Here is a 20,218-nt window from a genome sequence, read left to right on the forward strand (position 1 = left end):
GGGTGGGTGCGGTGGGTGCGGTAGGTGCCGACCGTTGGTCGGCACGGTTCGATGGTGGGTACCGACCGTTGCCCGGCACGGTCCTGGATCACGCGCTGGTCAAGGCGATCTCCAACCCCACCCACGCCACGAACGCGCCCAGCAGGATCGCACCTTCCACGCGGCTGATCTTCAGATCGCCGCGCAGCATCGGGTACAGCACCAGGGCGAAAGCCAGCAGCGCCGGCAGTTCCAGGCGCACGAACGAGGCCGGCAGGGCCAGCGGCTGCAGCAGGCCCATCGCGCCGATCACCAGCAGCAGGTTCACCACGCTGGAACCCAGCACGTGGCCCAGCACCATGTCGCCGTGGCCACGACGCGCGGCGGCGATGGCTACGGCCACCTCCGGCAGTGCGGTGCCGATTGCCACCGGCAGCAGGCCCACCAGCAACGGGGACCAGCCCAGGGCGGTGCCGAAGTCCGCCGCCGCACCAACCACCAGGCGCGCGCCCCAGTACAGTGTCAGCGCGGCGATCAGCACCCGCAGCACGTTCAACGGCAGGCTGGTGCGGCTGAGCGCCGATTCGGCGATGACCGCCTGCACCTCAGGGCCTTCCAGGCGCCCACGGCGCAGCAGCACGGCCTGCACGACGACGAAGCCGGCTACCAGAACAGCGGCCTCCCAGCGCTGCAGGCCACCATCCAGGCCGAACACGATCAGCAGCAGCGCAGCGGCCAGCAGTGACCACCACAGCACAGTCTGCAGGCGCGCGCGCAGCAGCAAGGGCGCGGCAATGGCGGCCACGGCCAGGGTCAGGCCCAGGTTGGCGATGCTGCTGCCCACCGCGTTGCCCAGCGCCAGTTCCGGCTGGCCGGCCAGCAGCGCGCGCGCGTTGACCGCCAGCTCCGGCAGCGAAGTGGCCACGCCCAACAACAGCAGGCCAGCGGTGAAGGCACTGGCGCCGAAGCGCTGGGCCAGGCCGGAGACAGCCTTGACGATGGAGTCCCCACCCAGGGCCAGCAACAGCAGGCCAAGCAGGAACCAGGCAATGGCTATGACGATCATCGAGCACTCCCCAGCGGTCGTGGCGCGATTCTACGCGCGGCGCCCCGTCACCGGGGCGCCGCGGATCAAGGTTCAGCCGCAGCCTTCGGCGTAATCCACCTGCGGCGTCTTGCCCACCCGCCAGCCGCCCACCTTGCCGTCGGCGCCCAGCGCGAAGTCGACCACCGCCCCGCCCTCCTGCGCCGGGCGCACCCGCAGGTGCTGGGCCTTGTCGTCGTACTTGTCCGGCACCACGTCGCCGCGATCCGGGTACAGGGTCTGCAGCTCGCCCAGGGTCATGCCCACCCGGCCACCGCCGGGGGCCACGATGGCGCTGCTGCGCACGTCGTAGCGCACCAGCGTGCGGCCTTCGATCATCAGGCGCGGGTCTTCGGCATCCTGCGGGCGCAGGAAGTAGCAGCCGTCATTGCTGTCATCGGCCGGCAGCGGCTTGCCGGCGGCATCGGTGCCTAGTCCCTGCAGGGGGCTGCCATAGCCGCTGCGCACCTCGGCAATGCCGGCGCCCAGCATCACGCCGCCAAAGCCGTCCAGCCGCGCCGGGCTGTCACTGCGCGGGTCCACCGGCGAAGCCGTGGCCAGGTCGGCATCGGCGGGCACCGAGGCGTCCTTGGCCGGAGCGGTGGCGGCAGGCTCGGAAGGTGCGGCCGGCTCCGGCGTGCGGTTGCAGGCGGCCAGCGACAACAGCAGCAGGCCAGCCAGGGGCAGGTGTTTCATGGGGGGTTTCCTGGGCAAGGTGTGCAGGCACGCTAGCGCAGCGCGCGTGCAGGCGCTGCATTGTCATCGCCGTTTCATGCCGCCCGTTCAGGCTCGGCGTGCACCGACTTGGCTGTCCTTCCATGCAACCGCGCAAGACCGACCTCGCCCGAACCGCGCTGCAGGCCCACCGCGCGCCGCTGGACATGCGCCAGCGCCGGCTGCTGATCCTGTGCGATGGCCAGCGCAGCATTGCCGATCTGACCGGCCTGATCGGCCAGGAGGCACCGGCGATGGTGATCCAGCTGATCCAGGGCGGCTATCTGCAGACCGGGCCGGAAACGACAATCGCTGCACCTCCAGCGGTACCGGTCGCGCGGGACCCTGCACCGGTCCCGGCCGGGGTCGAGCGCCGCCGCTCGCTGGCGGCCGCGCGCATCTACCTGCTGGGCATTCTGGAAATGCAGCGCAATGCACAGGCCGCAGCGTTGTTCCGCGACCTGCAGCAGGCGCGCGCAGAAGACCAGGTGCTGGCCGTGCTGCGTGCGGCGCTGGGCGTGCTACCCGGCATGACCTCGGAAGGCTATTGCCAGCGGGTGCGGCAGCGGTTGTTGGAGGCGTTGCCGTTGGAGCATTGCGACGGGTTTGCGGTCGGCGCGTGATGCGGCGAACGGCATCCACGCATGGCGTGGATCTACTACGCACCGCCCGGTAGATCCACGCCATGCGTGGATACGATGCACCACGGTAGATCCACGCCATGCGTGGATGCGACGCACCACGGTAGATCCACGCCATGCGTGGATGCGACGCACCACGGTAGATCCACGCCATGCGTGGATCCGCTCATTCACCGGAAATTGTTGCGCAACCCGTTCCAGCACTGCTGGTAATCACCCTGGCGGTGCGATGCAGCCAGCGCCTGCGCGCTGGGACGAATCACCGCGCGGGTTTCGAACATGAAGGCCATGGTGTCCTTGATGACATCGGCCTTGGACAGGTCGGCGTTGGACGCCTTGTCGAAGGTCGGCGCATCTGGGCCATGCCCGCTCATGCAGTTGTGCAGCGACGCACCGCCGGGCACGAAACCTTCGGCCTTCGCGTCATAGGCGCCGTGCACCAGGCCCATGAATTCGCTGGCGATGTTGCGGTGGAACCACGGCGGGCGGAACGTGTTCTGCGCCACCAGCCAGCGCGGCGGGAAGATGGCGAAATCCATGTTGCTGGTGCCGGGGGTGTCGCTGGGCGAATGCAGCACCAGGAAGATGGACGGGTCCGGGTGGTCGTAGCTGATCGAGCCGATGGTGTTGAAGCGGCGCAGGTCGTAGCGGTACGGCGCGTAGTTGCCGTGCCAGGCCACCACGTCCAGCGGTGAATGGTCGATGGGCGCGCGCCACAGGCGGCCGTCGAACTTGGCGATCAGCTCGAAGTCGCCGTCGATGTCTTCGAAGGCGGCATGCGGGGTTTCGAAGTCGCGCGGGTTGGCCAGGCCGTTGGCACCGATCGGGCCCAGGTCGGGCAGCTTCAGCAATGCGCCATGGTTTTCGCACACATAGCCGCGGCTGGGGCCGTCGGGCAGCTCGACGCGGAAGCGCACGCCGCGCGGAATCACCGCGATCTGCTGCGGCTCGATCTCGACCACGCCCAGCTCGGTCAGCAGGCGCAGCGCGCCCAGCTGCGGCACGATCAGCAGTTCGCCATCGGCGCTGTAGAAGTAGCGGCCCACCATGTCACGGTTGGCGGCATACAGGTGGATGCCCACGCCGGCGTGCGCATCGGGCGAACCGTTGCCACCCATCGTGTACAGGCCTTCGACGAAATCGGTCGGCAGTTCCGGCAGCGGCAGCGGGCTCCAGCGCAGCTGGTTCGGCGATGCTGGTTGCGCGTTGTAATCGCATTGCAGCCGCGATTGCGCGAACGGGGTGAACTCGCCGTGGGTCACCGCCGGGCGGATGCGGTACAGCCAGCTGCGGCGGTTGCTGCCGCGCGGCGCGGTGAACGCGGTACCCGACAGCTGTTCGGCGTAGAGGCCATGGGCCACCTTCTGCGGCGAGTTCTGCCCAACCGGCAGCGCGCCGGGCACGGCCTCGGTGGCGAATTCGTTGCCGAAGCCGGACTGGTAGCCGCGGGCGGTGAGGGCGGTGGACATGGGGAGCTCCAGAGAACAGCGATGCCGGAACGGAAAGCCGCCGGGCATGGCCCGGCGCTACCGAGGGTGGTGCGTGCGCTGACCTTACAGCACGCCGCGGCGGATCTGGTCGCGCTCGATGCTTTCGAACAGCGCGGTGAAGTTGCCTTCGCCGAAGCCTTCGTTGCCCTTGCGCTGGATGATCTCGAAGAAGATCGGGCCGATGCAGTTCTGGGTGAAGATCTGCAGCAGCTTGCGCTGGTGGGTTTCCGGGTCGGCGTCGATCAGGATCTTGTTCCTGGCCAGGCGCGCCACGTCTTCACCATGGTTGGGCACGCGCTGGTCGATCACATCGAAATAGGTGTCCGGCGTATCCAGGAAATCCACGCCCTGCGCGCGCATGGCTTCGACGGTTTCATAGATGTTGTCGGTGAAGCAGGCGATGTGCTGGATGCCCTCGCCCTTGTACGCGTCCAGGTATTCGTTGATCTGGCTCTTCGGATCGGACGATTCGTTCAGCGGAATGCGCACGATGCCGTCCGGTGCGGTCATCGCCTTGGACACCAGGCCGGTCTTCAGGCCCTTGATGTCGAAGTAGCGGATCTCGCGGAAGTTGAACAGGCGCTCGTAGTAATCCGACCACTGCTGCATGTTGCCGAAGTACAGGTTGTGGGTCAGGTGGTCGATGAAGGTCAGGCCGAAGCCGAACGGGTGCAGGTCCGCACCGGGCACGGCTTCGTAGTCGCCATCGAAGATGCTGCCGGCGGCGCCGTAGCGGTCCACCAGGTACAGCATGCAATCGCCGATGCCCTTGATGACCGGCGCGTTGACGGCCTTGCTGTCCGGCTTGAAGGCCACCGCTTCGGCGCCGTTGCCCAGCGCGGTCTGGTAGACCTCGGCGCCCGGCTTCTGGAAGCGGATGGCGAAGCCGCAGGCGCAGGGGCCGTGCTTTTCGGCGAAGTCGGCGGCGAACGAGTCGGGGTCTTCGTTGACCAGGAAGTTGACGTCGCCCTGGCGATAGACGGTAATCGGGCGCTGCTTGTGCTTGAGCACCGCACTGAAGCCCATCTTGCGGAAGTAATCGTGCAGTTCCTGGCCACGGCCGGCCGGGGCGGCGAATTCGACGAACTCGAAACCATCGATGCCCATCGGGTTTTCGAAGGTAGTGACCTGCATGCCGGGGTTCGGGTGCGAGGCGGTCGGGACGGCGGTATTCATGGCGTGGCTCCGAATCGGTGCCGCATCGGCACAAACCAGGTGCGGGCGGGGTTGGACCCGGCGAGAATGCAGGGTACGGACCCAACCTTTATAGTTACAACTGAAACCACCAGCAAGGTGCACCGCAGCATGAACCCAGCCGATCCCGCCTCCACCCGCGTGCGCGCCTCGCACGTCCTGCTCGACCTGGAACAGTTCCTGCCTTACCGGCTGAGCGTGCTGTCCAACCGGGTCAGCGGCAACATCGCCAAGCTGTACGGCGACCGCTATGGCCTGGCCATTCCCGAGTGGCGGGTGATCACCATCCTGGCGCTGTACCCGGGCTCGTCGGCCAGCGAGGTGTCCGACCGCACGGCCATGGACAAGGTGGCCGTCAGCCGGGCCGTGGCGCGGCTGCTGGAGCGCGGCTTCATCAAGCGCGAAACCCATGGCGACGACCGCCGCCGCTCGGTGCTGGCGCTGTCGGCGGCCGGCTTCGAGGTGTACGAAACCATTGCCCCGCTGGTGATCGAGATCACCCGCAAGCTGATGTCGGTGCTGAGCGAGGAAGAGGAGCAGCTGCTGGAAAAGCTGATCCTGCGGCTGGCCGGCGATGGGCTGGAGCGGATGGGCGAAGGGGTGTAACCGCGCCTACCTTGGCGTTGTTCCGGGGTCAGAGCCCTTTCCTGCGGAAAGGGATCCGACCCCAAGGCTTCGGTGGGTTTGGTGGGGTCAGAGCCCTTTCCTGCGGAAAGGGATCCGACCCCGAGCGGGGTCAGCTCAGGTGCTTGCGCCGGGCATGGATCCACGGCACGGCCAGGGCGGCGATGGCGCCGCCGGCAAACCCCAGCGAGGCGGCCACGGTGGCCGCTTCCACCGCGCCCGGCAGGGCCAGCGCGGCGGTGACCAGCAGCAGCGAAGGCAGGCCGACGAAGGTGCCCAGGAAGAAGGTCCAGCGCGGCGACCAGGTGTTGAGCTGCAACAGGCTGACCGGCTGCCAGGCGTCCCCCGCCGTGTCTTCGGCAATCTTCGCCACCACCTTGGCCAGGTCCACTTCCGGCACCAGCTTGCCCGGGCGGGCTGCGGCAATAGCGTCGGCCACTGCGTCCACCGGCGGGAAACTGGCCGGCCACGCCGCCGGCGCCGCTACGCCATAGGCGGTCAGCAGCGGCACGCTCAGCCACGGGGCCAGCAACGGCCGCAGCTTGCGCCGGCCGTACACGCACCAGATCTGCGGCTGGCCGTGGGCGGTCACGCTGTACAACGCCAGTTCGCCCGGCGGCGGATAGCCCAGCATGGTTACCCGCGCGGCCAGGCTGTCCTGGTCCATGGCACGCAGGAAGCCGGGGCGGCTGCGCCCTTCCTGCATCCAGGCCAGGCCCAACGCGCCCACCAGCCAGGCTTCGGCCACGTCCTTGCTGCCGGCGCTGGCGCGCTCATCGCTGGCCAGGTACCAGGCCAGCGATTTCGGTTCGGCCACGTCCTGCACGCCCCAGCGGCTGTCATCGCCCAGCACGTGGCGCACCGGCAGGCGGGCGGGCGCGGTCTCGCCGCGTTCGCCGGTCTGCAGGAACGGCAGCACGCCCTGGATGAAGCTGGACAGATCGATGGCACGCAGGCCACTGCCCTGCCATTCGGCGGGCAGCAGGCCGGTCAACTGGCCTTCGGCAGCCAGCCGGTCCAGGCGGGCCTTCTGCTCGACCAGTTTCTGCACGGCGCCCTTCAGCACCACGTTGTCGGGCAGCGCGATCTGCGGCAGGCGGTAGCGCGGCGGCGCCAGGTCCAGCGTGTCTTCGCCGGTACCGGCATCGTCCAGCAGGGTTTCCTGCGCGGGCAGGCCTACGCCTTCAGGGGCCGCGCCGTCGGCCGGTGTGCTGGCGGGGTCAGGCGATCGGTCGGCGTGGTCGCTGTGCATGGGCGCTCCTGCGGGTGGGGGCCGCAGTCGATTCGACTGAGGTCCTTGCCGTTAGCGGCCATGGGGGGGATTTCTGTAACCGCTTGGCAGTCGAGCGTGCACGGCAGTCGAGCAGGCAGAGCAGTCGAGCATGGCTCGACTCTACAAGGGGAGCGGGGTCAGCGCGGGGGCGCCCACTTTTCCAGGAAGGCGATGAAGCGGGCGCGCTGGTAGCCCTTGCCTTCGCCCTTGGGCTTTTCCAGTTCGCCGGTGAACTGCGACTGCAGCAGGGTGCCGTCGGCGTCCAGCACGAACAGGTGCGGGTAGCCCTTCACCTGCGGGTACTGCGACAGGAACGCGGTGTTCTCGTTGTCTTCGCTGTAGTTCACCTTCATCCAGACGAAGTTCGCATCGCGCAGGCGGCGCACTTCGGCATCGCCCTCGATGAACTTGTCCATCAGGTGGCACCACGAACACCACTCGCCGCCCACGTCCAGAATGATGCGCTTGTTGCCGCGCTGCGCTTCCACCTTGGCCGTTTCCAGATCGGCCTGCGGGTCGCGGGCCGGGTCGAAGCTGGCGTTGAGGCCGGCAATGGCGGCGATATCAGCCGCCGCCGGGGTGTTGCCCGAGGCCACCGGCACGCTGGGGTCAGCGGCCGGTGGCTCGGTGGGGCGGGTATCCAGGGGCTGGGTGGGTTCGGCCGGTGCCGGCGGCGGTTGCTGGGAACAGGCGCTGATCAGCGCTGCACACATCACGGCCACCACGGCCCTGCCGAACGTTGTACCCATGCCCACTGCCCTCGCGATTACTTGACGCCGTGCATCAGCTTGTTGATCAGCGGCGCGATCAGGAACAGGACCACGCCCGAACCGATCAACGCCCAGAACCCGAAGGTATACCCCTTCAGTGCCGATTCGATCGTCATGCCGCCTTCACCGCTGACCGCACCGGCGAAGATGCCCGACAGGTTGTTGCCGATGCCGGTGGACAGGAACCAGCCGCCCATGCCGAAGCCGACCAGGCGCACCGGGGCCAGCTTGGTCACCATCGACAGGCCGATGGGCGACAGGCACAGCTCACCCACCGACTGGATGACGTAGACCATGAACAGGGTCCAGAACGGGATCTTGCCGTCCACGACCATCTGCGACAGGGCGAACATCAGCAGGGCGAAGGCGGCGCCGTTGAACAGCAGGCCCAGGCCGAACTTGCGCGGGATGGACGGATTGGCGCGGCCCATGGCCACCCAGATCCAGGCAATGATCGGGGCCAGGGTGATGATGGCCACCGAGTTCACCGACTGGAACCACGCGGTCGGGAAGGTCCAGTCACCGAACTGGCGGTTGACGATGTTTTCGGCCAGGAAGGTGAACGAGCTGCCGGCCTGTTCGAAGAACATCCAGAACATCACGTTGAAGGCGAAGATGATCAGCATGGCGATCACGCGGTCGCGCTGCACCTTGCCCTCGCGGATGCCTTCCACCAGCAGCAGGATGGCCAGGGCGGTGAACATGGCGCCCAGGATCCAGGCCAGCGCGGTGGCGCCGGTGGCCAGCAGGAAGTAGGCCACCGGAATGGCGACCACGGCACCGGCCAGCACCATCACGATGCGACCGAAGCCTTCGGCACCGGCCGGCGGTGCGCCAATGCCCTTCAGGCCGGCACGACCGATGTAGAACCACACCAGCGAGATCAGCATGCCCACGCCCGAGGCGATGAACACGACCTTGTACGACGGCATTTCCGAGGTGCCGAACACCTTGCGTGCCAGCCATTCGGTCAGCACCGGGGCGATCATCGCGCCGATGTTGATGCCCATGTAGAAGATGGTGAAGCCGGAGTCGCGGCGTTCGTCCTTCAGGCCGTACAGCTTGCCCACCATGGTGGAGATGTTCGGCTTGAACAGCCCATTGCCGACGATGATCGTGGCCAGGCCGAGCTTGAAGATGTGCTCCTGCGGCAGCGAGATCATGAACAGGCCGGCGGCCATGATGACCGCGCCGGTCAGGATCGAACGCTGGTAGCCCAGCACCCGGTCGGCCACGTAGCCACCGAAGATCGCCGCGGCGTAGACCAGCGCCAGGTAGGCGCCGTAGATGCGGCTGGCATCGCCTTCACCGGCGGCATTGCCGCTGTAGAACTGCGAGACGATGTACAGCACCAAGGCCCAGCGGATGCCGTAGAACGCAAAGCGTTCCCAGAATTCGGTCATGAACAGCATCCACAGCGGGCGCGGGTGGCCCAGCGTGGTCTTGAAGTCCGGCAGCGCCGGTTCTGGGGTGTTCGCAGTGGCGTCTAGGCTCATGCGGGTTTCCTGGTTCGGTGGATGGACGGCACATCCGCTGTGCGCTGGAGCAACGCGCGAGGATCACCGACTTGTGGCGTTCACGTCAAATACACGCCGTTTGAGGCAGGTCACGACCTGCTCGCTGAACTTGCATCTGAAACGATCCAGCCGCTCGCGGCAGGCCAAGCTGAATGGGGATCAGGCCTGATCTGCCGGGGGCCCGGCTTGCAGGGTGCTGCGCACCTGGAACAGTTCGGGGAAGAAGGTCAGCTCCAGCGCCTGCCGCAGGAAGCCCACGCCGGACGAGCCACCGGTGCCGCGCTTGAAGCCGATCACCCGCATCACCGTGCGCATGTGGCGGAAGCGCCAGAGCTGGAACGCGGTTTCCAGGTCCACCAGGTCCTCGCACAGCGAATACTCGCGCCAGTAGCGGTCGGTGTCCTGGTAGATGCGTTCGAACACCGGCTGCAGGGTGTCGTCGGCCACGTGCGGCTGGGTCCAGTCGTGGCTGTCGTACAGCGCCGGCACGGCGTGGCCGAAGCGGGCCAGGTACTTCAGGAATTCCTCGTACAGGCTGGGCGCTTCCAGCACGGTGCGCAGCTGCGCCTGCCCAGCCGGGTCATGCTCGAACACCTGCAGCATCTGCGCGTTCTTGTTGCCCAGCAGGAACTCGATGTAGCGGTACTGCAGCGACTGGAAGCCCGAGGACGGGCCCAGCACGTCGCGGAAGCCCATGTACTCGGACGGGGTCAGGGTTTCCAGCACCGACCACTGTTCGGTCAGCTGGCGCAGCACCTGCTTGCTGCGGGCCAGCACCTTGCGGCACTGCCAGACCTCGTCGCGCTGCAGGAAGCCGATCGCCGCACGCAGCTCGTGGCCCAGCAGCTTCAGCCACAGCTCCGAGGTCTGGTGCTGGATGATGAACAGCATCTCGTCGTGGTGCGGCGGGTTGGACAGCGGCTGCTGCGCGCTCAGCAGCTGGTCCAGCCGCAGGTAGCCGCCGTAGGTCAGGCGCCCCTGCAGATCGGTGTGGATGCCAGCTTCGAGATCGCGTTGGTTGTTGTCGACGGACATGGGCGGGACCAGATCAGGGGCGGCAAGGGTAGCGCGTTGCCGCCGCGCTGGCAGCGGCGCCCACCGTACCGGGGCGTGCGGTGGCCCGTGGAGCCAGCCGCGAGCGCCCCGCTGCGCGTGGAACCGTTTGCGCCGTTGCGCCAGCAGTCAGCCAAAGGCGTATTCTGATGCTTTGCAGCAACGACTGAATACGTTGTTGTTATTGGCCCCCCACCCGTCGGCAGGGGTACAACGGGGAATCGCCGTGTTGCGCCGCAGGAAGGCTATTTCGTACGCCTTCCTTAACATGGCGATTCATATCATTTGTAACTTCTCTGTCGAAGGTGCAGTACGCAATGACGGTAGCCGCCGAGTTCAAGATCGAATACCTGCAGTACCTGGACGCGGACGGCAAGCTCGTCCGCAACGACCTGCCCGAATCCCTGAAGGATCCGGCTGTCCTGGTGCCGCTGTTCAAGCAGATGCTGTACGTGCGCACGTTCGACAGCAAATCCATCGCGCTGCAGCGCACCGGCAAGCTGGGCACCTATGCCGCCTGCCTGGGCCACGAGGCCGCGCACGTGGGCATTGGCGCCGCGATGAAGCAGGGTGACGTGTTCGCCCCCAGCTACCGCGAGTACGGCGCCATGTTCATGCGTGGCGTGCGCCCATACGACGTGCTGATGTACTGGGGCGGCGACGAGCGCGGCAACGACTACACCGGCAACGCGGTGAAGGACTTCCCGTTCTGCGTGCCGATTTCCACCCAGTGCCTGCATGCCGCCGGCGCTGCGCTGAAGTTCAAGTTGAACAACGAAGCGCAGATCGCGGTGGCGGTGTGCGGCGATGGCGGCAGCTCCAAGACCGACTTCTACGCTGCACTCAATTCGGCCGGTGCCTACAAGCTGCCGCTGATCCTGTGCATCGTCAACAACGGTTGGGCCATCTCGGTGCCGCGCTCGGCCCAGACCGGTGCCGAAACGCTGGCGCAGAAGGGTCTGGCCGGCGGCCTGCACTGCCTGCAGGTGGACGGCAACGACCTGATTGCTGTGCTGGCCGCGATGGAACAGGCGCGCGAACGCGGCCTGGCCGGCGAAGGCGGCACGGTGCTGGAACTGCTGACCTACCGCCTGTCCGACCACACCACCGCCGACGACGCCCGCCGCTACCGCGACGACGCCGAAGTGAAGGACGCCTGGACCCGCGAGCCGATGCTGCGCCTGCGCAAGTACCTGGTCGCCCACGGCGTGTGGAGCGAAGAAGAAGAGAAGACCTGGGTCGAGCAGTGCGCGGCCAAGGTGGACGAGGAAGTGAACCAGTACCTCAACACCCCGGTGCAGCCGGTCGAGGCCATGTTCGACTACCTGTATGCCGACCCGCCGGCGGACCTGCTGGCCCAGCGCGCGGCTGCCATTGCCCTGGAGCAGCGCCATGGATGAGATCAAGCACGGCGCTTCCGCTTCCCAGGCCAATGCCGCCGACAGCGCCGCTGTCGCCGGTGGAGACATCGCAATGACCGCTACCCCCATCACCCTGATCGAAGCCATCACCCAGGCGCTTGCCTGGGAGCTGGAACACGACCCGTCGGTGCTGGTGCTGGGCGAGGACGTGGGCGTGAACGGTGGCGTGTTCCGCGCCACCGCCGGCCTGCAGCAGCGCTTCGGTTCGCAGCGCATCCTCGACACCCCGCTGGATGAAACCACCATTGCCGGCCTGACCGTCGGCCTGGCCGCACAGGGCATGAAGCCGGTGGCCGAAGCCCAGTTCGACGGCTTCGTCTACCCGATGGTGGACCACATCATCTGCCACGCCGCACGCCTGCGTACCCGCACCCGTGGCCGCCTGCACTGCCCGATGGTGCTGCGCGTGCCGTGGGGCGGTGGCATCCGCGCGCCGGAACACCACAGCGAAGCCAACGAATCGATCTTCACCAACGTGCCGGGCCTGCGCGTGGTGCTGCCGTCCAGCCCGCAGCGTGCCTATGGCCTGCTGCTGGCCGCCATGCGCGATCCCGATCCGGTGATCTACATGGAACCCAAGCGCATCTACCGCCAGTACAAGGAAGTGGTCGTCAACGACGGCGAAGCGCTGCCGCTGGACGTCTGCTTCGTGCTGCGCGACGGCACCGACGTGACCCTGGTTGCCTGGGGCGCACAGGTGAAGGAAGCGCTGGAAGCGGCCGACAAGCTGGCCGGCGAAGGCATCAGTGCTGAAGTCATCGACGTGGCCACCCTGCGCCCGCTGGACTTTGCCACCATCGCCGAATCGGTGGCCAAGACCGGCCGCTGCGTGGTCGTGCAGGAAGCGCCGAAGACCGCTGGTTTCGGTGCCGAGATTGCCGCCCGCCTGGCCGAAGAATCGCTGTATGACCTGCTGGCCCCGGTCGAACGCGTTACCGGCTACGACACCCACATTCCGCTGTTCCGCCTGGAAATGAAGTACCTGCCCAGCGTGGACCGGATCGTGACCGCGGCCAAGCGCGCGGTGGCGGCGGGCTGACATGCGGGCCCGCCTGCTGGGGGCTTACCGCAGCCAATATTCCAATCCGCTCCGGTTCCGCACCGGCCAGATCGTCGAAGTGGGTGTACGTGACGAAGAATGGCCGGCGTTTGCCTGGGTACGCAGCAACGATGGGCGCGCCGGTTGGGCGCCCGTCGCCTGGCTGCAGCCGCTGGACGAAGGTCGCGCCGAAGCCCTGCGCGACTACGACGCCCGCGAGCTGGATGTGGAAAGCGGCGAGATGGTGAAGCTGCATCACGAACATGGTGGGTGGTGGTGGTCCGAGCGCGCCAACGGCGCGACGGGCTGGCTGCCGGCCCGCGAACTGGAACTGCTGGAAGAGAACTGCACATGAGCCAGACCAAGAACTTCAACCTGCCCGACCTGGGCGAAGGCCTGCCGGACGCAACCATCGTGGAATGGTTCGTGAAGGAAGGCGATGTGATCAAGCTGGACGAACCGCTGGTGTCGATGGAAACGGCCAAGGCCGTGGTGGAAGTACCCTCGCCGGTGTCCGGCAAGGTACTGAAGCTGTCCGGCGCGGCCGGCGACATCATTCCCACCGGTTCGGTGCTGGCCAGCTTCGAGATCGACCCGAACCTGCCGCAGCGCGCCGATGGCCAGGACACCGGCCACAGCCACGGCCATGCGCCGGCACCGGCTGCCGCCGCACCGACCCCGCCGCCCATTCCGACTGCAGCCCCGGCCCCGGCCGTGGCCGAAGAAGCCAAGGCCGAGCGCGATGACGCTGGCACCGTGGTCGGCGCCATGCAGAGCTCCAACGCCGTACATACCGAACAGGCGCTGGCCGTTGGTGGCGTCAAGGCCGTGCCGGCCGTGCGTGCCACCGCGCGCAAGCTGGGCGTGGACCTGTCGCGCGTGCGTGCCACCGGCGCCGATGGCGCGGTGACCATGGCCGACGTGAAGCAGGCCGCTGCCAACGGCACCGCCAAGCTGGGCGCCGCCCCGGCACCGGTGGCTGCCGCTGCTTATGCAGCGCCGGCTCCGGCGCAGGTGTCGGCGCCGGTGCAGAACGAAGCCCGCACCCCGCTGTCGGCCGCCGGCAAGCCCATGCGCACCCAGCCGCCGGGCGTGGTCGCCAAGGGCCAGCCGGAACCGCTGAAGGGCGTACGCCGCAACATGGCGCGGGTGATGGCCGACGCGCACAGCAAGGTCGTGCCGACCACGCTGAACGACGACGCCGACATCCACGCTTGGCTGCCGGGCAACGATGTGACCGCGCGCCTGGTGCGTTCGATCGTGGTGGCCGCGCAGAAGGTGCCGGCCATGAATGCCTGGTTCGACGGTGAGGCACTGACCCGCACCCTGCACGCGCAGGTGGACATCGGCATTGCCGTGGACACCGACGACGGCCTGTTCGTGCCGGCCCTGCGCAATGCCGACATGCTCGACGCCCGCGGCATCCGCGAAGGCGTGAACCGTCTGCGCGAGCAGGTGGAATCGCGTTCCATCGCCGCCTCGGAACTGAGTGGCTACACCATCTCGCTGTCCAACTTCGGCATGTTCGCCGGCCGCTACGCCACGCCGGTGGTCGTGCCGCCGTGCGTGGCCATCGTCGGTGCCGGCCGTGCCCGCCACCAGATGACCCCGGTGATGGGCGGCGTGGAAGCGCACAAGGTCATCCCGCTGTCGGTCACCTTCGACCACCGCGCGGCGACCGGCGGCGAAGCGGCCCGCTTCCTGCGCGCGATGATGGACGACCTGGCACTGGCCAGCTGATCGACCCATTGATGGGTGGGTGCCAACCTGGGTTCGCACATGAACTGAATGGTAGGTGCCAACCTTGGTTGGCACATGGGTTGGAGAAACGCCGGGCAATGCCCGGCGTTTTTTTGTGGGCGCAATGCGGCGATCCACTGCCTTGGCAAATGCCTTGGTATTTGCCTTGGTATTTGCCTTGGCATTTGCCTTGGCATTTGCCTTGGCATTTGCCTTGGTAGAGTCGAGCTTGCTCGACTGCTGTTCGCGAAGAGCAGTCGAGCAAGCTCGACTCTACGGAAAGCGAAGAGCGAAGAGCGAAGAGCAAAGGCAGTCGAGCAAGCTCGACTCTACCGCTCAGCCCACCAGATCCCGCGATGGCACGATGTGCTCGCCCGGGGCCGGGGCGAGCGCGGCATCCACCAGTGCTTTGGCAATACGCTCGGCCGGGTTGATCCGCCAGGCCCGTGGCAGCACCGGATCCAACGCGCCCAGCACCTTCAGCGCGAACGCTTCGCCGCGGCGCACCTGCTGGCGATGGCCGCCAATCAAGCCGGGCCGCACCAGGGTGAGCGAGGCGAACTCCAGCGCCCGCAGGTCGCGCTCCAGCTCGCCTTTCACCCGGCTGTAGAACACCGCCGAACGCGGGTTGGCCCCGGCCGCGGAATTCAGCACGAAGGCGCGGGCGCCCTGGGTGCGGGCCGCATTGGCGAAGGCCAGCGGGTAGTCGTGGTCGATCCGGTAGAACGCCTCGCGGCTGCCGGCCTGGGCCATGGTGCTGCCCAGGGCGCAGATCACCGCATCCACCTGCGCCCAGTCCGGCGCCTCGGGCACTGCGTCGAAGGACAGCACCGGCGCGTGCAGCTTGGCATCACGCAGGTCCAGCGGCCGCCGCGTGGGTGCCACCACGGCGCGGCAGCGCGGGTCGTCCAGCAGCATCGGCAGCGCCAGACCACCGACCAGCCCGGTCGCCCCCAGCAACATCACACGCATACCCACCCCCACTGCTGCATTCTGTGGCCCCATGCTATCCGTTCAAGCCGTGCGCGGCCGCGCCGATATGCTGGAACCAGCCCCTGCCACCCCCGGGATTCGCTCCATGACGGACCAGCCAGACCACCGCCCTGCCCCCGGCACCGCCCTTGGGCCGCCGGCGCGCGTCCGCGCGGTGGTGGACGATGGCCGGGCCGACCGGGTGGTGCTGCAGGGCGGCGGCGGCGTGGCCCTGCAGCAGCTGTTCGCCGGCGCCGATGCGCCCGAGCCGCTGCTGGCCGCCTTCGCCAACGGCATGGCCACCCTGCCCGGCGAGCTGGGCGACATGGGCGACCGCCTGCAGTCGGCCCAGGCCAGCGCCGATTGGCCGCGCTATGGCCGGGCCATGCGCCAGCTGATCGACAAGTACATCCGCACCATCGAACAGCACTCCCCCGATGGCCAGCCCGAAAGCCTGCGCCTGTCCGAACAGTTGCGGCTGCTGCTGGGCGGTGCGGTGGTGGCCCTGCTGCAGCACGACCCCGACCTGCGCGAGCAGGCCCAGGCGCTGGCAACGCGCCTGCGCCAGTGGCAGCCCGGCGTGGCGCTGGAACCCATCGAACAGGGCGTGCGCGAACTCGGCCACCAGGTGGGCGTGCGCGCGGAAAGCTGGCAGGAACAGCAGGCCCTGCTGCTGGAACTGTTTGCCCTGCTGCTGGAAAACGTAAGCGAGCTGCTGGACGACCGCAGCTGGCTGCAGGGCCAGATCACCGCCGTGCAGCAGCTGCTGACCGGCCCGCTGGATACCGAAGCGGTGGAACGCACCCGCGCCGAACTGCGCGAAGTGATCTACAAGCAGGGGCTGCTGCGCCAGGGCATCGATGAATCCAAGGCCGCCATGCGCGGGCTGATGGGCGAGTTCATCGAACGCATGGATGGCATGGCCACCAGCACCGGCGAATACCACGACCGTATCGGCAGCTATGCGCTGCAGCTGCGCGAAGCACGCAGCATCGCCGATCTGAACCAGCTGCTGCAGGAAGTGATGCATGACACCGGCAAGGTGCAGCAGCAGGCCGCGCAGGCACGCGACCATCTGGCCAGCGCGCGCGCCGAAGTGGAACGCGCCGAACAGCGCATCACCGAACTGGAACAGGAACTGCGCGAGGCCGGAGACCTGGCCCGCATCGATCCGCTGACCCAGGCCCTGAACCGCCGCGGCCTGGACGAACTGCTGCAGCGCGAGCTGGCCCGTGCCGCGCGCAACAACACGCCGCTGGGGCTGGCGGTGATTGATCTGGACGACTTCCACCAGACCAACGAGGCCCACGGGCACGCCGGTGGCGATGCGCTGCTGCAGCACCTGGTGTCGGTGTGCCGGCTGCTGCTGCGTGCCACCGATGGCGTGGCCCGCCTGGGTGGCGATGAATTCGTGCTGGTGCTGCCCGATGCACAGGGCGCAGACAGCATGGCCACGGTCCAGCGTCTGCAGCGTTCACTGGCGCACCGTGTGCTGACCGTGCGCGACCAGCGCGTGCCGGTGCATTTCAGCGCTGGCTTGGCGCAGTGGCAGCCCGGCGACGATGCACAGAGCCTGCTGCGGCGTGCCGATGATGCGCTGTACGAGGCCAAGCGCCACGGCAAGAACCGCGTACAGGCGGGTTGATGCGATCCGCCGGGCCGATTCCCGCGGAAAACCCGCTCTGGTAGATGCCAACCTTGGTTGGCATGAGCAGCAGCGGCTACCGCCCGCGCAGCTTCTGGAAGCCAGTCACGGCGGCCAGCACGATGGCGCCGGCCACGATACCCACCACCATGTTCGCCGCTGCGCTGATCAGCCAGCCCCACTGCCCTTCCCCGCCCATCGCCTGCACCGCGTGGTGCAGCGCCGGGATGTTGTGCACCAGGATGCCGCCGCCCACCAGGAACATGGCGACGGTGCCGGCCACCGACAGGAACTTCATCAGCCACGGCGCCGAGCGCACCAGGCCCCGCCCGAACGCGGCCACCGCCCCGCCCTTGCGCGACAGGTACAGGCCCACGTCGTCCAGCTTCACGATGCCAGCCACCAGGCCATAGACAAACACCGTCATCGCCAGCGCCACCACGGTCAGGGTCAGCACCTGCTGGGTGAACGAGGCCACCGCCACCACGCCCAGGGTCAGCACGATGATCTCGGCCGACAGGATGAAGTCGGTGCGGACCGCGCCCTTCACCTTGTCCTTTTCCCACGCCACCATGTCCACCTGCTCATCGGCCAGCGCCTTGCGGCGTTCGGCCTGGTGCTCGGCGTCCTCGTCGGCGGAATGCAGGAAGCGGTGCGCCAGCTTTTCCACGCCTTCAAAGCACAGGAAGGCGCCGCCGATCATCATCAGCGGCACGATCAGCGGCACGTTCCAGCCACGGCTGTGCAGCCAGGCTTCCAGCGCGCTGATCGCCAGCGCCGCCGGCACCAGGATCACCTTGTTCACCAGCGAGCCCTTGGCCACGGCCCACACCACCGGCAGTTCGCGGTTGGCGTTCACGCCGGTCACCTGCTGCGCGTTCAGGGCCAGATCGTCGCCCAGCACGCCGGCGGTCTTCTTCGCGGCAACCTTGGTGAGGATCGAGACGTCGTCCAGCAGGGTGGCGATATCGTCGAGCAGGGCAAACAGACTGGCACCGGCCATGGCACTTCCAGAGAGGGAATGGACGGATTCTGACCGATCAGGGGCAACGGCGGTAGCGGGTTCACCGCGCGCCTACCGCGCTGCGGGGACACTGGGGGCGTTGCCAAATCCGCCGGGCATGGCCCGGCGCTACCTGCACAGGGTGTCCGCCGGGCATGGCCCGGCGCTACCTGCACAGGGTGTCCGCCGGGCGTGGCCCGGCGCTACCAACAGGGTGCCGTCGCTTTCAAGGAGTGTCGTTTGAGCAATCCGTCCACCGCCCCGGGCAATCCCCCGCTGGTCACAGGCATGAACCGGCGCAGCCAGATCCTGCGCCTGCTGATGCGCTATCGCCATTCCGGCGTGTTTTCCGGCATGAACCTGGATGCGGCGGGCAGCCATACCGACGTGCCGCCCGACGGCAATCCCGAACAGTTCGTCAGCGACCTGGAAGCGCTGGGCCCCACCTTCGTCAAACTGGGGCAGATGCTGTCCACCCGCCCGGACATGGTGCCGGTGGAATTCGCCACCGCGCTGGAGCGCATGCAGGAAAAGGTGGCCGCCATTCCGGTGCAGCGCATCCACGCGATCGTGGAACAGGAGCTGGGCGCACCGGTGAACAAGCTGTTCGCCTCGTTCGACCCGGAACCGCTGGGCTGCGCCTCCATTGCCCAGGTGCATCGCGCCGTGCTGCGCGACGGCCGCCAGGTGGCGGTGAAGGTGCAGAAGCCGGAAGTGGCCGCGCAACTGCGCTCGGACCTGGAAGCGCTGCGCAGCTTCGCCCTGGCCGCCGATCACCTGACCCAGGTGGGCCGCCGCGTGCGCCTGCGCGACTGGTTGAACGAGTTCGCCAAGACCCTGATGCAGGAACTGGATTACCACGCCGAGGCCGAGAACCTGGCGCGCTTCGGTCGTCACCTGAAGCCGTTCCGGCGCCTGTGGGTGCCGCAGCCGCTGTGGGATTTCAGCAGCCAGCGCGTGCTGACCATGGAACTGGCCACTGGCGTGCGCGTGGACGCGATTCCCGGTGTGCGCCGCACCGAACAGGCGATGGACCCGCTGGCCGCCGCGCTGATCCGCGGCTACCTGGACCAGATCTTCGTGCATGGCGAAATCCACGCCGACCCGCACCCGGGCAATCTGCGCGTCACCCCGGATGGGCGCCTGGCCATCTTCGACCTGGGCATGGTGGCGCACATGCCACCGCGGCTGCGCGAGCGCCTGCTGAAGATCCTGTTCGCCGCCGTCGATGGCCGCGGCGAGGAAGTGGCCGACGATCTGATCAGCATCAGCACGCGGCTGGAAGCCTTCGACGAGGAACGCTACCTGCGCGAGACCGGCCAGTTGATCGCGCGCTACGCGGCCAACGGCAATTTCTCCGAAGGCCGCGTGGTGCTGGACATGGTGCGCATCGCCACCTCATGCGGGTTGCGCACACCGCCGGAACTGAGCCTGCTGGGCAAGGCGCTGCTGAACCTGGAAACGGTGTGCCGCCTGCTGGCACCGGACCTGGATACCCGGCGCATCGTCGAACGCCAGCTTCAGCACGTGATGCGTGCGCGCCTGAAGAAGTCGCTTTCGGCTGCCAACCTGGCCAGCGAAGCGATGGAGCTGCAGCAGCTGCTGCGCGACGGGCCGCGCAAGTTGTCGGACATCATGGCGCTTCTGGCCGAGAACCGCCTGCAGATGAAGGTGACCGGGCTGGAAGAATCGCGGCTGATGGAAAACCTGCAGAAGATCGCCAACCGCGTGGCGGCGGGCATCATCAGTGCGGCACTGATCATGGCCGCATCGCTGATGATGAAGCTGGAGACCGGCTGGCATGTGTTCGGCTACCCCGCCATCGCGCTTCTGTTGATGCTGATCGGTGTGGTATTGGGCTTGGGCATCGTTACCAGCGCACTGCTGTTTGATCGCCGTGCACGCGCACGCGAAGAACGCGGGCATCGCTGAAGCGGGCAGTGCGTGCACCGTCTTAATGAAATCGCGTAGCTGTTTTCACGCTGGTTTTACCAATACGGCGCGATTTCACATCATGTAACGAACAAACATTTCAGTCAGGTTCGCGCAGGCATGATCG

General features: G+C 67.5%; 18 protein-coding genes. 8 read left to right on the top strand and 10 right to left on the bottom strand.

Translation table 11 applies throughout. From position 1 onward, the window contains the following. Window positions 1-88: 88 nt before the first annotated feature. A complete protein-coding gene (locus C1930_RS18520; RefSeq protein WP_108772367.1) occupies window positions 89-1,045 on the bottom strand; it encodes a sodium:calcium antiporter in 957 nt (318 codons plus the stop codon). A gap of 72 nt (window positions 1,046-1,117) precedes the next feature. Further along, the gene (locus C1930_RS18525; protein WP_108772368.1) at window positions 1,118-1,759 is read right to left on the bottom strand and encodes a hypothetical protein; all 642 of its coding nucleotides are present in this window, start codon (window positions 1,757-1,759) and stop codon (window positions 1,118-1,120) included. A 122-nt stretch (window positions 1,760-1,881) separates the two neighbouring features. On the opposite strand from C1930_RS18525, the gene C1930_RS18530 reads away from it, so the two are divergent. Further along, a complete protein-coding gene (locus C1930_RS18530) occupies window positions 1,882-2,400 on the top strand; it encodes a hypothetical protein (protein WP_108757385.1) in 519 nt (172 codons plus the stop codon). 188 nt (window positions 2,401-2,588) lie between these two features. Here the strand turns inward: C1930_RS18530 and hmgA are convergent, their stop codons facing one another. Together hmgA and hppD are read right to left on the bottom strand one after the other, a co-directional pair. After that, entirely contained in the window at window positions 2,589-3,887 is a 1,299-nt protein-coding gene (gene hmgA / locus C1930_RS18535; protein ID WP_108757386.1) for a homogentisate 1,2-dioxygenase, read from the bottom strand. Between the two features lie 84 nt (window positions 3,888-3,971). Further along, window positions 3,972-5,084 carry a 4-hydroxyphenylpyruvate dioxygenase gene (gene hppD / locus C1930_RS18540; RefSeq protein ID WP_199911386.1) on the bottom strand — a complete coding sequence of 371 codons (1,113 nt, stop codon included), beginning with the start codon at window positions 5,082-5,084 and terminating at the stop codon, window positions 3,972-3,974. Window positions 5,085-5,213: 129 nt separating this feature from the next. Between hppD and C1930_RS18545 the strand changes: the two genes are divergently transcribed. Continuing rightward, window positions 5,214-5,708, top strand: coding sequence for a MarR family transcriptional regulator (locus tag C1930_RS18545; protein ID WP_108754407.1), 495 nt, complete (start codon window positions 5,214-5,216; stop codon window positions 5,706-5,708). Between the two features lie 130 nt (window positions 5,709-5,838). Here the strand turns inward: C1930_RS18545 and C1930_RS18550 are convergent, their stop codons facing one another. From C1930_RS18550 to C1930_RS18565, 4 genes are all read right to left on the bottom strand, one after another. Then, window positions 5,839-6,978 carry a hypothetical protein gene (locus C1930_RS18550; protein WP_108757387.1) on the bottom strand — a complete coding sequence of 380 codons (1,140 nt, stop codon included), beginning with the start codon at window positions 6,976-6,978 and terminating at the stop codon, window positions 5,839-5,841. 158 nt (window positions 6,979-7,136) lie between these two features. Further along, a complete protein-coding gene (locus C1930_RS18555) occupies window positions 7,137-7,748 on the bottom strand; it encodes a thioredoxin family protein (RefSeq protein WP_108757388.1) in 612 nt (203 codons plus the stop codon). Between the two features lie 17 nt (window positions 7,749-7,765). Beyond that, a complete protein-coding gene (locus C1930_RS18560; RefSeq protein ID WP_108757389.1) occupies window positions 7,766-9,265 on the bottom strand; it encodes an oligopeptide:H+ symporter in 1,500 nt (499 codons plus the stop codon). 180 nt (window positions 9,266-9,445) lie between these two features. Next, window positions 9,446-10,321 (bottom strand): tryptophan 2,3-dioxygenase family protein, encoded by an 876-nt coding sequence (locus C1930_RS18565; RefSeq protein ID WP_108757390.1) that lies wholly within the window; start codon window positions 10,319-10,321, stop codon window positions 9,446-9,448. Window positions 10,322-10,656: 335 nt separating this feature from the next. Here C1930_RS18565 and pdhA point away from each other — a divergent pair, with 335 nt between their 5' ends. The 4 genes from pdhA to C1930_RS18585 are packed head-to-tail and all read left to right on the top strand — an operon-like array spanning window position 10,657 to window position 14,539. Further along, window positions 10,657-11,739: a pyruvate dehydrogenase (acetyl-transferring) E1 component subunit alpha gene (pdhA, locus tag C1930_RS18570; RefSeq protein ID WP_108757391.1), complete on the top strand. Its 1,083-nt coding sequence runs from the start codon at window positions 10,657-10,659 to the stop codon at window positions 11,737-11,739. Continuing rightward, window positions 11,732-12,799 (top strand): alpha-ketoacid dehydrogenase subunit beta, encoded by a 1,068-nt coding sequence (locus C1930_RS18575; protein ID WP_108751115.1) that lies wholly within the window; start codon window positions 11,732-11,734, stop codon window positions 12,797-12,799. The genes pdhA and C1930_RS18575 overlap by 8 nt, the downstream gene beginning before the upstream one ends. A gap of 1 nt (window position 12,800) precedes the next feature. Further along, window positions 12,801-13,154 carry an SH3 domain-containing protein gene (locus C1930_RS18580; protein WP_108751116.1) on the top strand — a complete coding sequence of 118 codons (354 nt, stop codon included), beginning with the start codon at window positions 12,801-12,803 and terminating at the stop codon, window positions 13,152-13,154. Beyond that, complete coding sequence (locus C1930_RS18585) at window positions 13,151-14,539, top strand: dihydrolipoamide acetyltransferase family protein (protein ID WP_108757392.1); 1,389 nt, start codon at window positions 13,151-13,153, stop codon at window positions 14,537-14,539. Before C1930_RS18580 ends, C1930_RS18585 begins: the two co-directional genes overlap by 4 nt. A gap of 336 nt (window positions 14,540-14,875) precedes the next feature. On the opposite strand, the gene C1930_RS18590 is transcribed toward C1930_RS18585, so the two are convergent. Further along, window positions 14,876-15,511 (bottom strand): NAD(P)H-binding protein, encoded by a 636-nt coding sequence (locus tag C1930_RS18590; RefSeq protein ID WP_108772369.1) that lies wholly within the window; start codon window positions 15,509-15,511, stop codon window positions 14,876-14,878. Window positions 15,512-15,617: 106 nt separating this feature from the next. Between C1930_RS18590 and C1930_RS18595 the strand changes: the two genes are divergently transcribed. Then, complete coding sequence (locus C1930_RS18595) at window positions 15,618-17,156, top strand: GGDEF domain-containing protein (RefSeq protein WP_108751120.1); 1,539 nt, start codon at window positions 15,618-15,620, stop codon at window positions 17,154-17,156. Window positions 17,157-17,232: 76 nt separating this feature from the next. On the opposite strand, the gene C1930_RS18600 is transcribed toward C1930_RS18595, so the two are convergent. Continuing rightward, window positions 17,233-18,159 (bottom strand): DUF808 domain-containing protein, encoded by a 927-nt coding sequence (locus tag C1930_RS18600; protein WP_108772370.1) that lies wholly within the window; start codon window positions 18,157-18,159, stop codon window positions 17,233-17,235. A 288-nt stretch (window positions 18,160-18,447) separates the two neighbouring features. Between C1930_RS18600 and C1930_RS18605 the strand changes: the two genes are divergently transcribed. Continuing rightward, the gene (locus C1930_RS18605; RefSeq protein WP_234412399.1) at window positions 18,448-20,091 is read left to right on the top strand and encodes an AarF/UbiB family protein; all 1,644 of its coding nucleotides are present in this window, start codon (window positions 18,448-18,450) and stop codon (window positions 20,089-20,091) included. Window positions 20,092-20,218: the final 127 nt, after the last annotated feature.

It is taken from the genome of Stenotrophomonas sp. SAU14A_NAIMI4_8, from assembly GCF_003086695.1.
GTDB lineage: Bacteria > Pseudomonadota > Gammaproteobacteria > Xanthomonadales > Xanthomonadaceae > Stenotrophomonas.

What these genes read in the sequence shown, in the direction of transcription:
- C1930_RS18575 (WP_108751115.1), top strand. Translation starts at nt 11,732, where the DNA reads ATGGATGAGATCAAGCACGGCGCTTCCGCTTCCCAGGCCAATGCCGCC.
- C1930_RS18590 (WP_108772369.1), bottom strand. Translation starts at nt 15,511, where the DNA reads ATGCGTGTGATGTTGCTGGGGGCGACCGGGCTGGTCGGTGGTCTGGCG.
- C1930_RS18585 (WP_108757392.1), top strand. Translation starts at nt 13,151, where the DNA reads ATGAGCCAGACCAAGAACTTCAACCTGCCCGACCTGGGCGAAGGCCTG.
- C1930_RS18545 (WP_108754407.1), top strand. Translation starts at nt 5,214, where the DNA reads ATGAACCCAGCCGATCCCGCCTCCACCCGCGTGCGCGCCTCGCACGTC.
- pdhA (WP_108757391.1), top strand. Translation starts at nt 10,657, where the DNA reads ATGACGGTAGCCGCCGAGTTCAAGATCGAATACCTGCAGTACCTGGAC.
- C1930_RS18600 (WP_108772370.1), bottom strand. Translation starts at nt 18,159, where the DNA reads ATGGCCGGTGCCAGTCTGTTTGCCCTGCTCGACGATATCGCCACCCTG.
- C1930_RS18565 (WP_108757390.1), bottom strand. Translation starts at nt 10,321, where the DNA reads ATGTCCGTCGACAACAACCAACGCGATCTCGAAGCTGGCATCCACACC.
- C1930_RS18550 (WP_108757387.1), bottom strand. Translation starts at nt 6,978, where the DNA reads ATGCACAGCGACCACGCCGACCGATCGCCTGACCCCGCCAGCACACCG.
- C1930_RS18530 (WP_108757385.1), top strand. Translation starts at nt 1,882, where the DNA reads ATGCAACCGCGCAAGACCGACCTCGCCCGAACCGCGCTGCAGGCCCAC.
- C1930_RS18560 (WP_108757389.1), bottom strand. Translation starts at nt 9,265, where the DNA reads ATGAGCCTAGACGCCACTGCGAACACCCCAGAACCGGCGCTGCCGGAC.
- C1930_RS18520 (WP_108772367.1), bottom strand. Translation starts at nt 1,045, where the DNA reads ATGATCGTCATAGCCATTGCCTGGTTCCTGCTTGGCCTGCTGTTGCTG.
- C1930_RS18555 (WP_108757388.1), bottom strand. Translation starts at nt 7,748, where the DNA reads ATGGGTACAACGTTCGGCAGGGCCGTGGTGGCCGTGATGTGTGCAGCG.
- C1930_RS18605 (WP_234412399.1), top strand. Translation starts at nt 18,448, where the DNA reads ATGAACCGGCGCAGCCAGATCCTGCGCCTGCTGATGCGCTATCGCCAT.
- C1930_RS18525 (WP_108772368.1), bottom strand. Translation starts at nt 1,759, where the DNA reads ATGAAACACCTGCCCCTGGCTGGCCTGCTGCTGTTGTCGCTGGCCGCC.
- hmgA (WP_108757386.1), bottom strand. Translation starts at nt 3,887, where the DNA reads ATGTCCACCGCCCTCACCGCCCGCGGCTACCAGTCCGGCTTCGGCAAC.
- hppD (WP_199911386.1), bottom strand. Translation starts at nt 5,084, where the DNA reads ATGAATACCGCCGTCCCGACCGCCTCGCACCCGAACCCCGGCATGCAG.
- C1930_RS18595 (WP_108751120.1), top strand. Translation starts at nt 15,618, where the DNA reads ATGACGGACCAGCCAGACCACCGCCCTGCCCCCGGCACCGCCCTTGGG.
- C1930_RS18580 (WP_108751116.1), top strand. Translation starts at nt 12,801, where the DNA reads ATGCGGGCCCGCCTGCTGGGGGCTTACCGCAGCCAATATTCCAATCCG.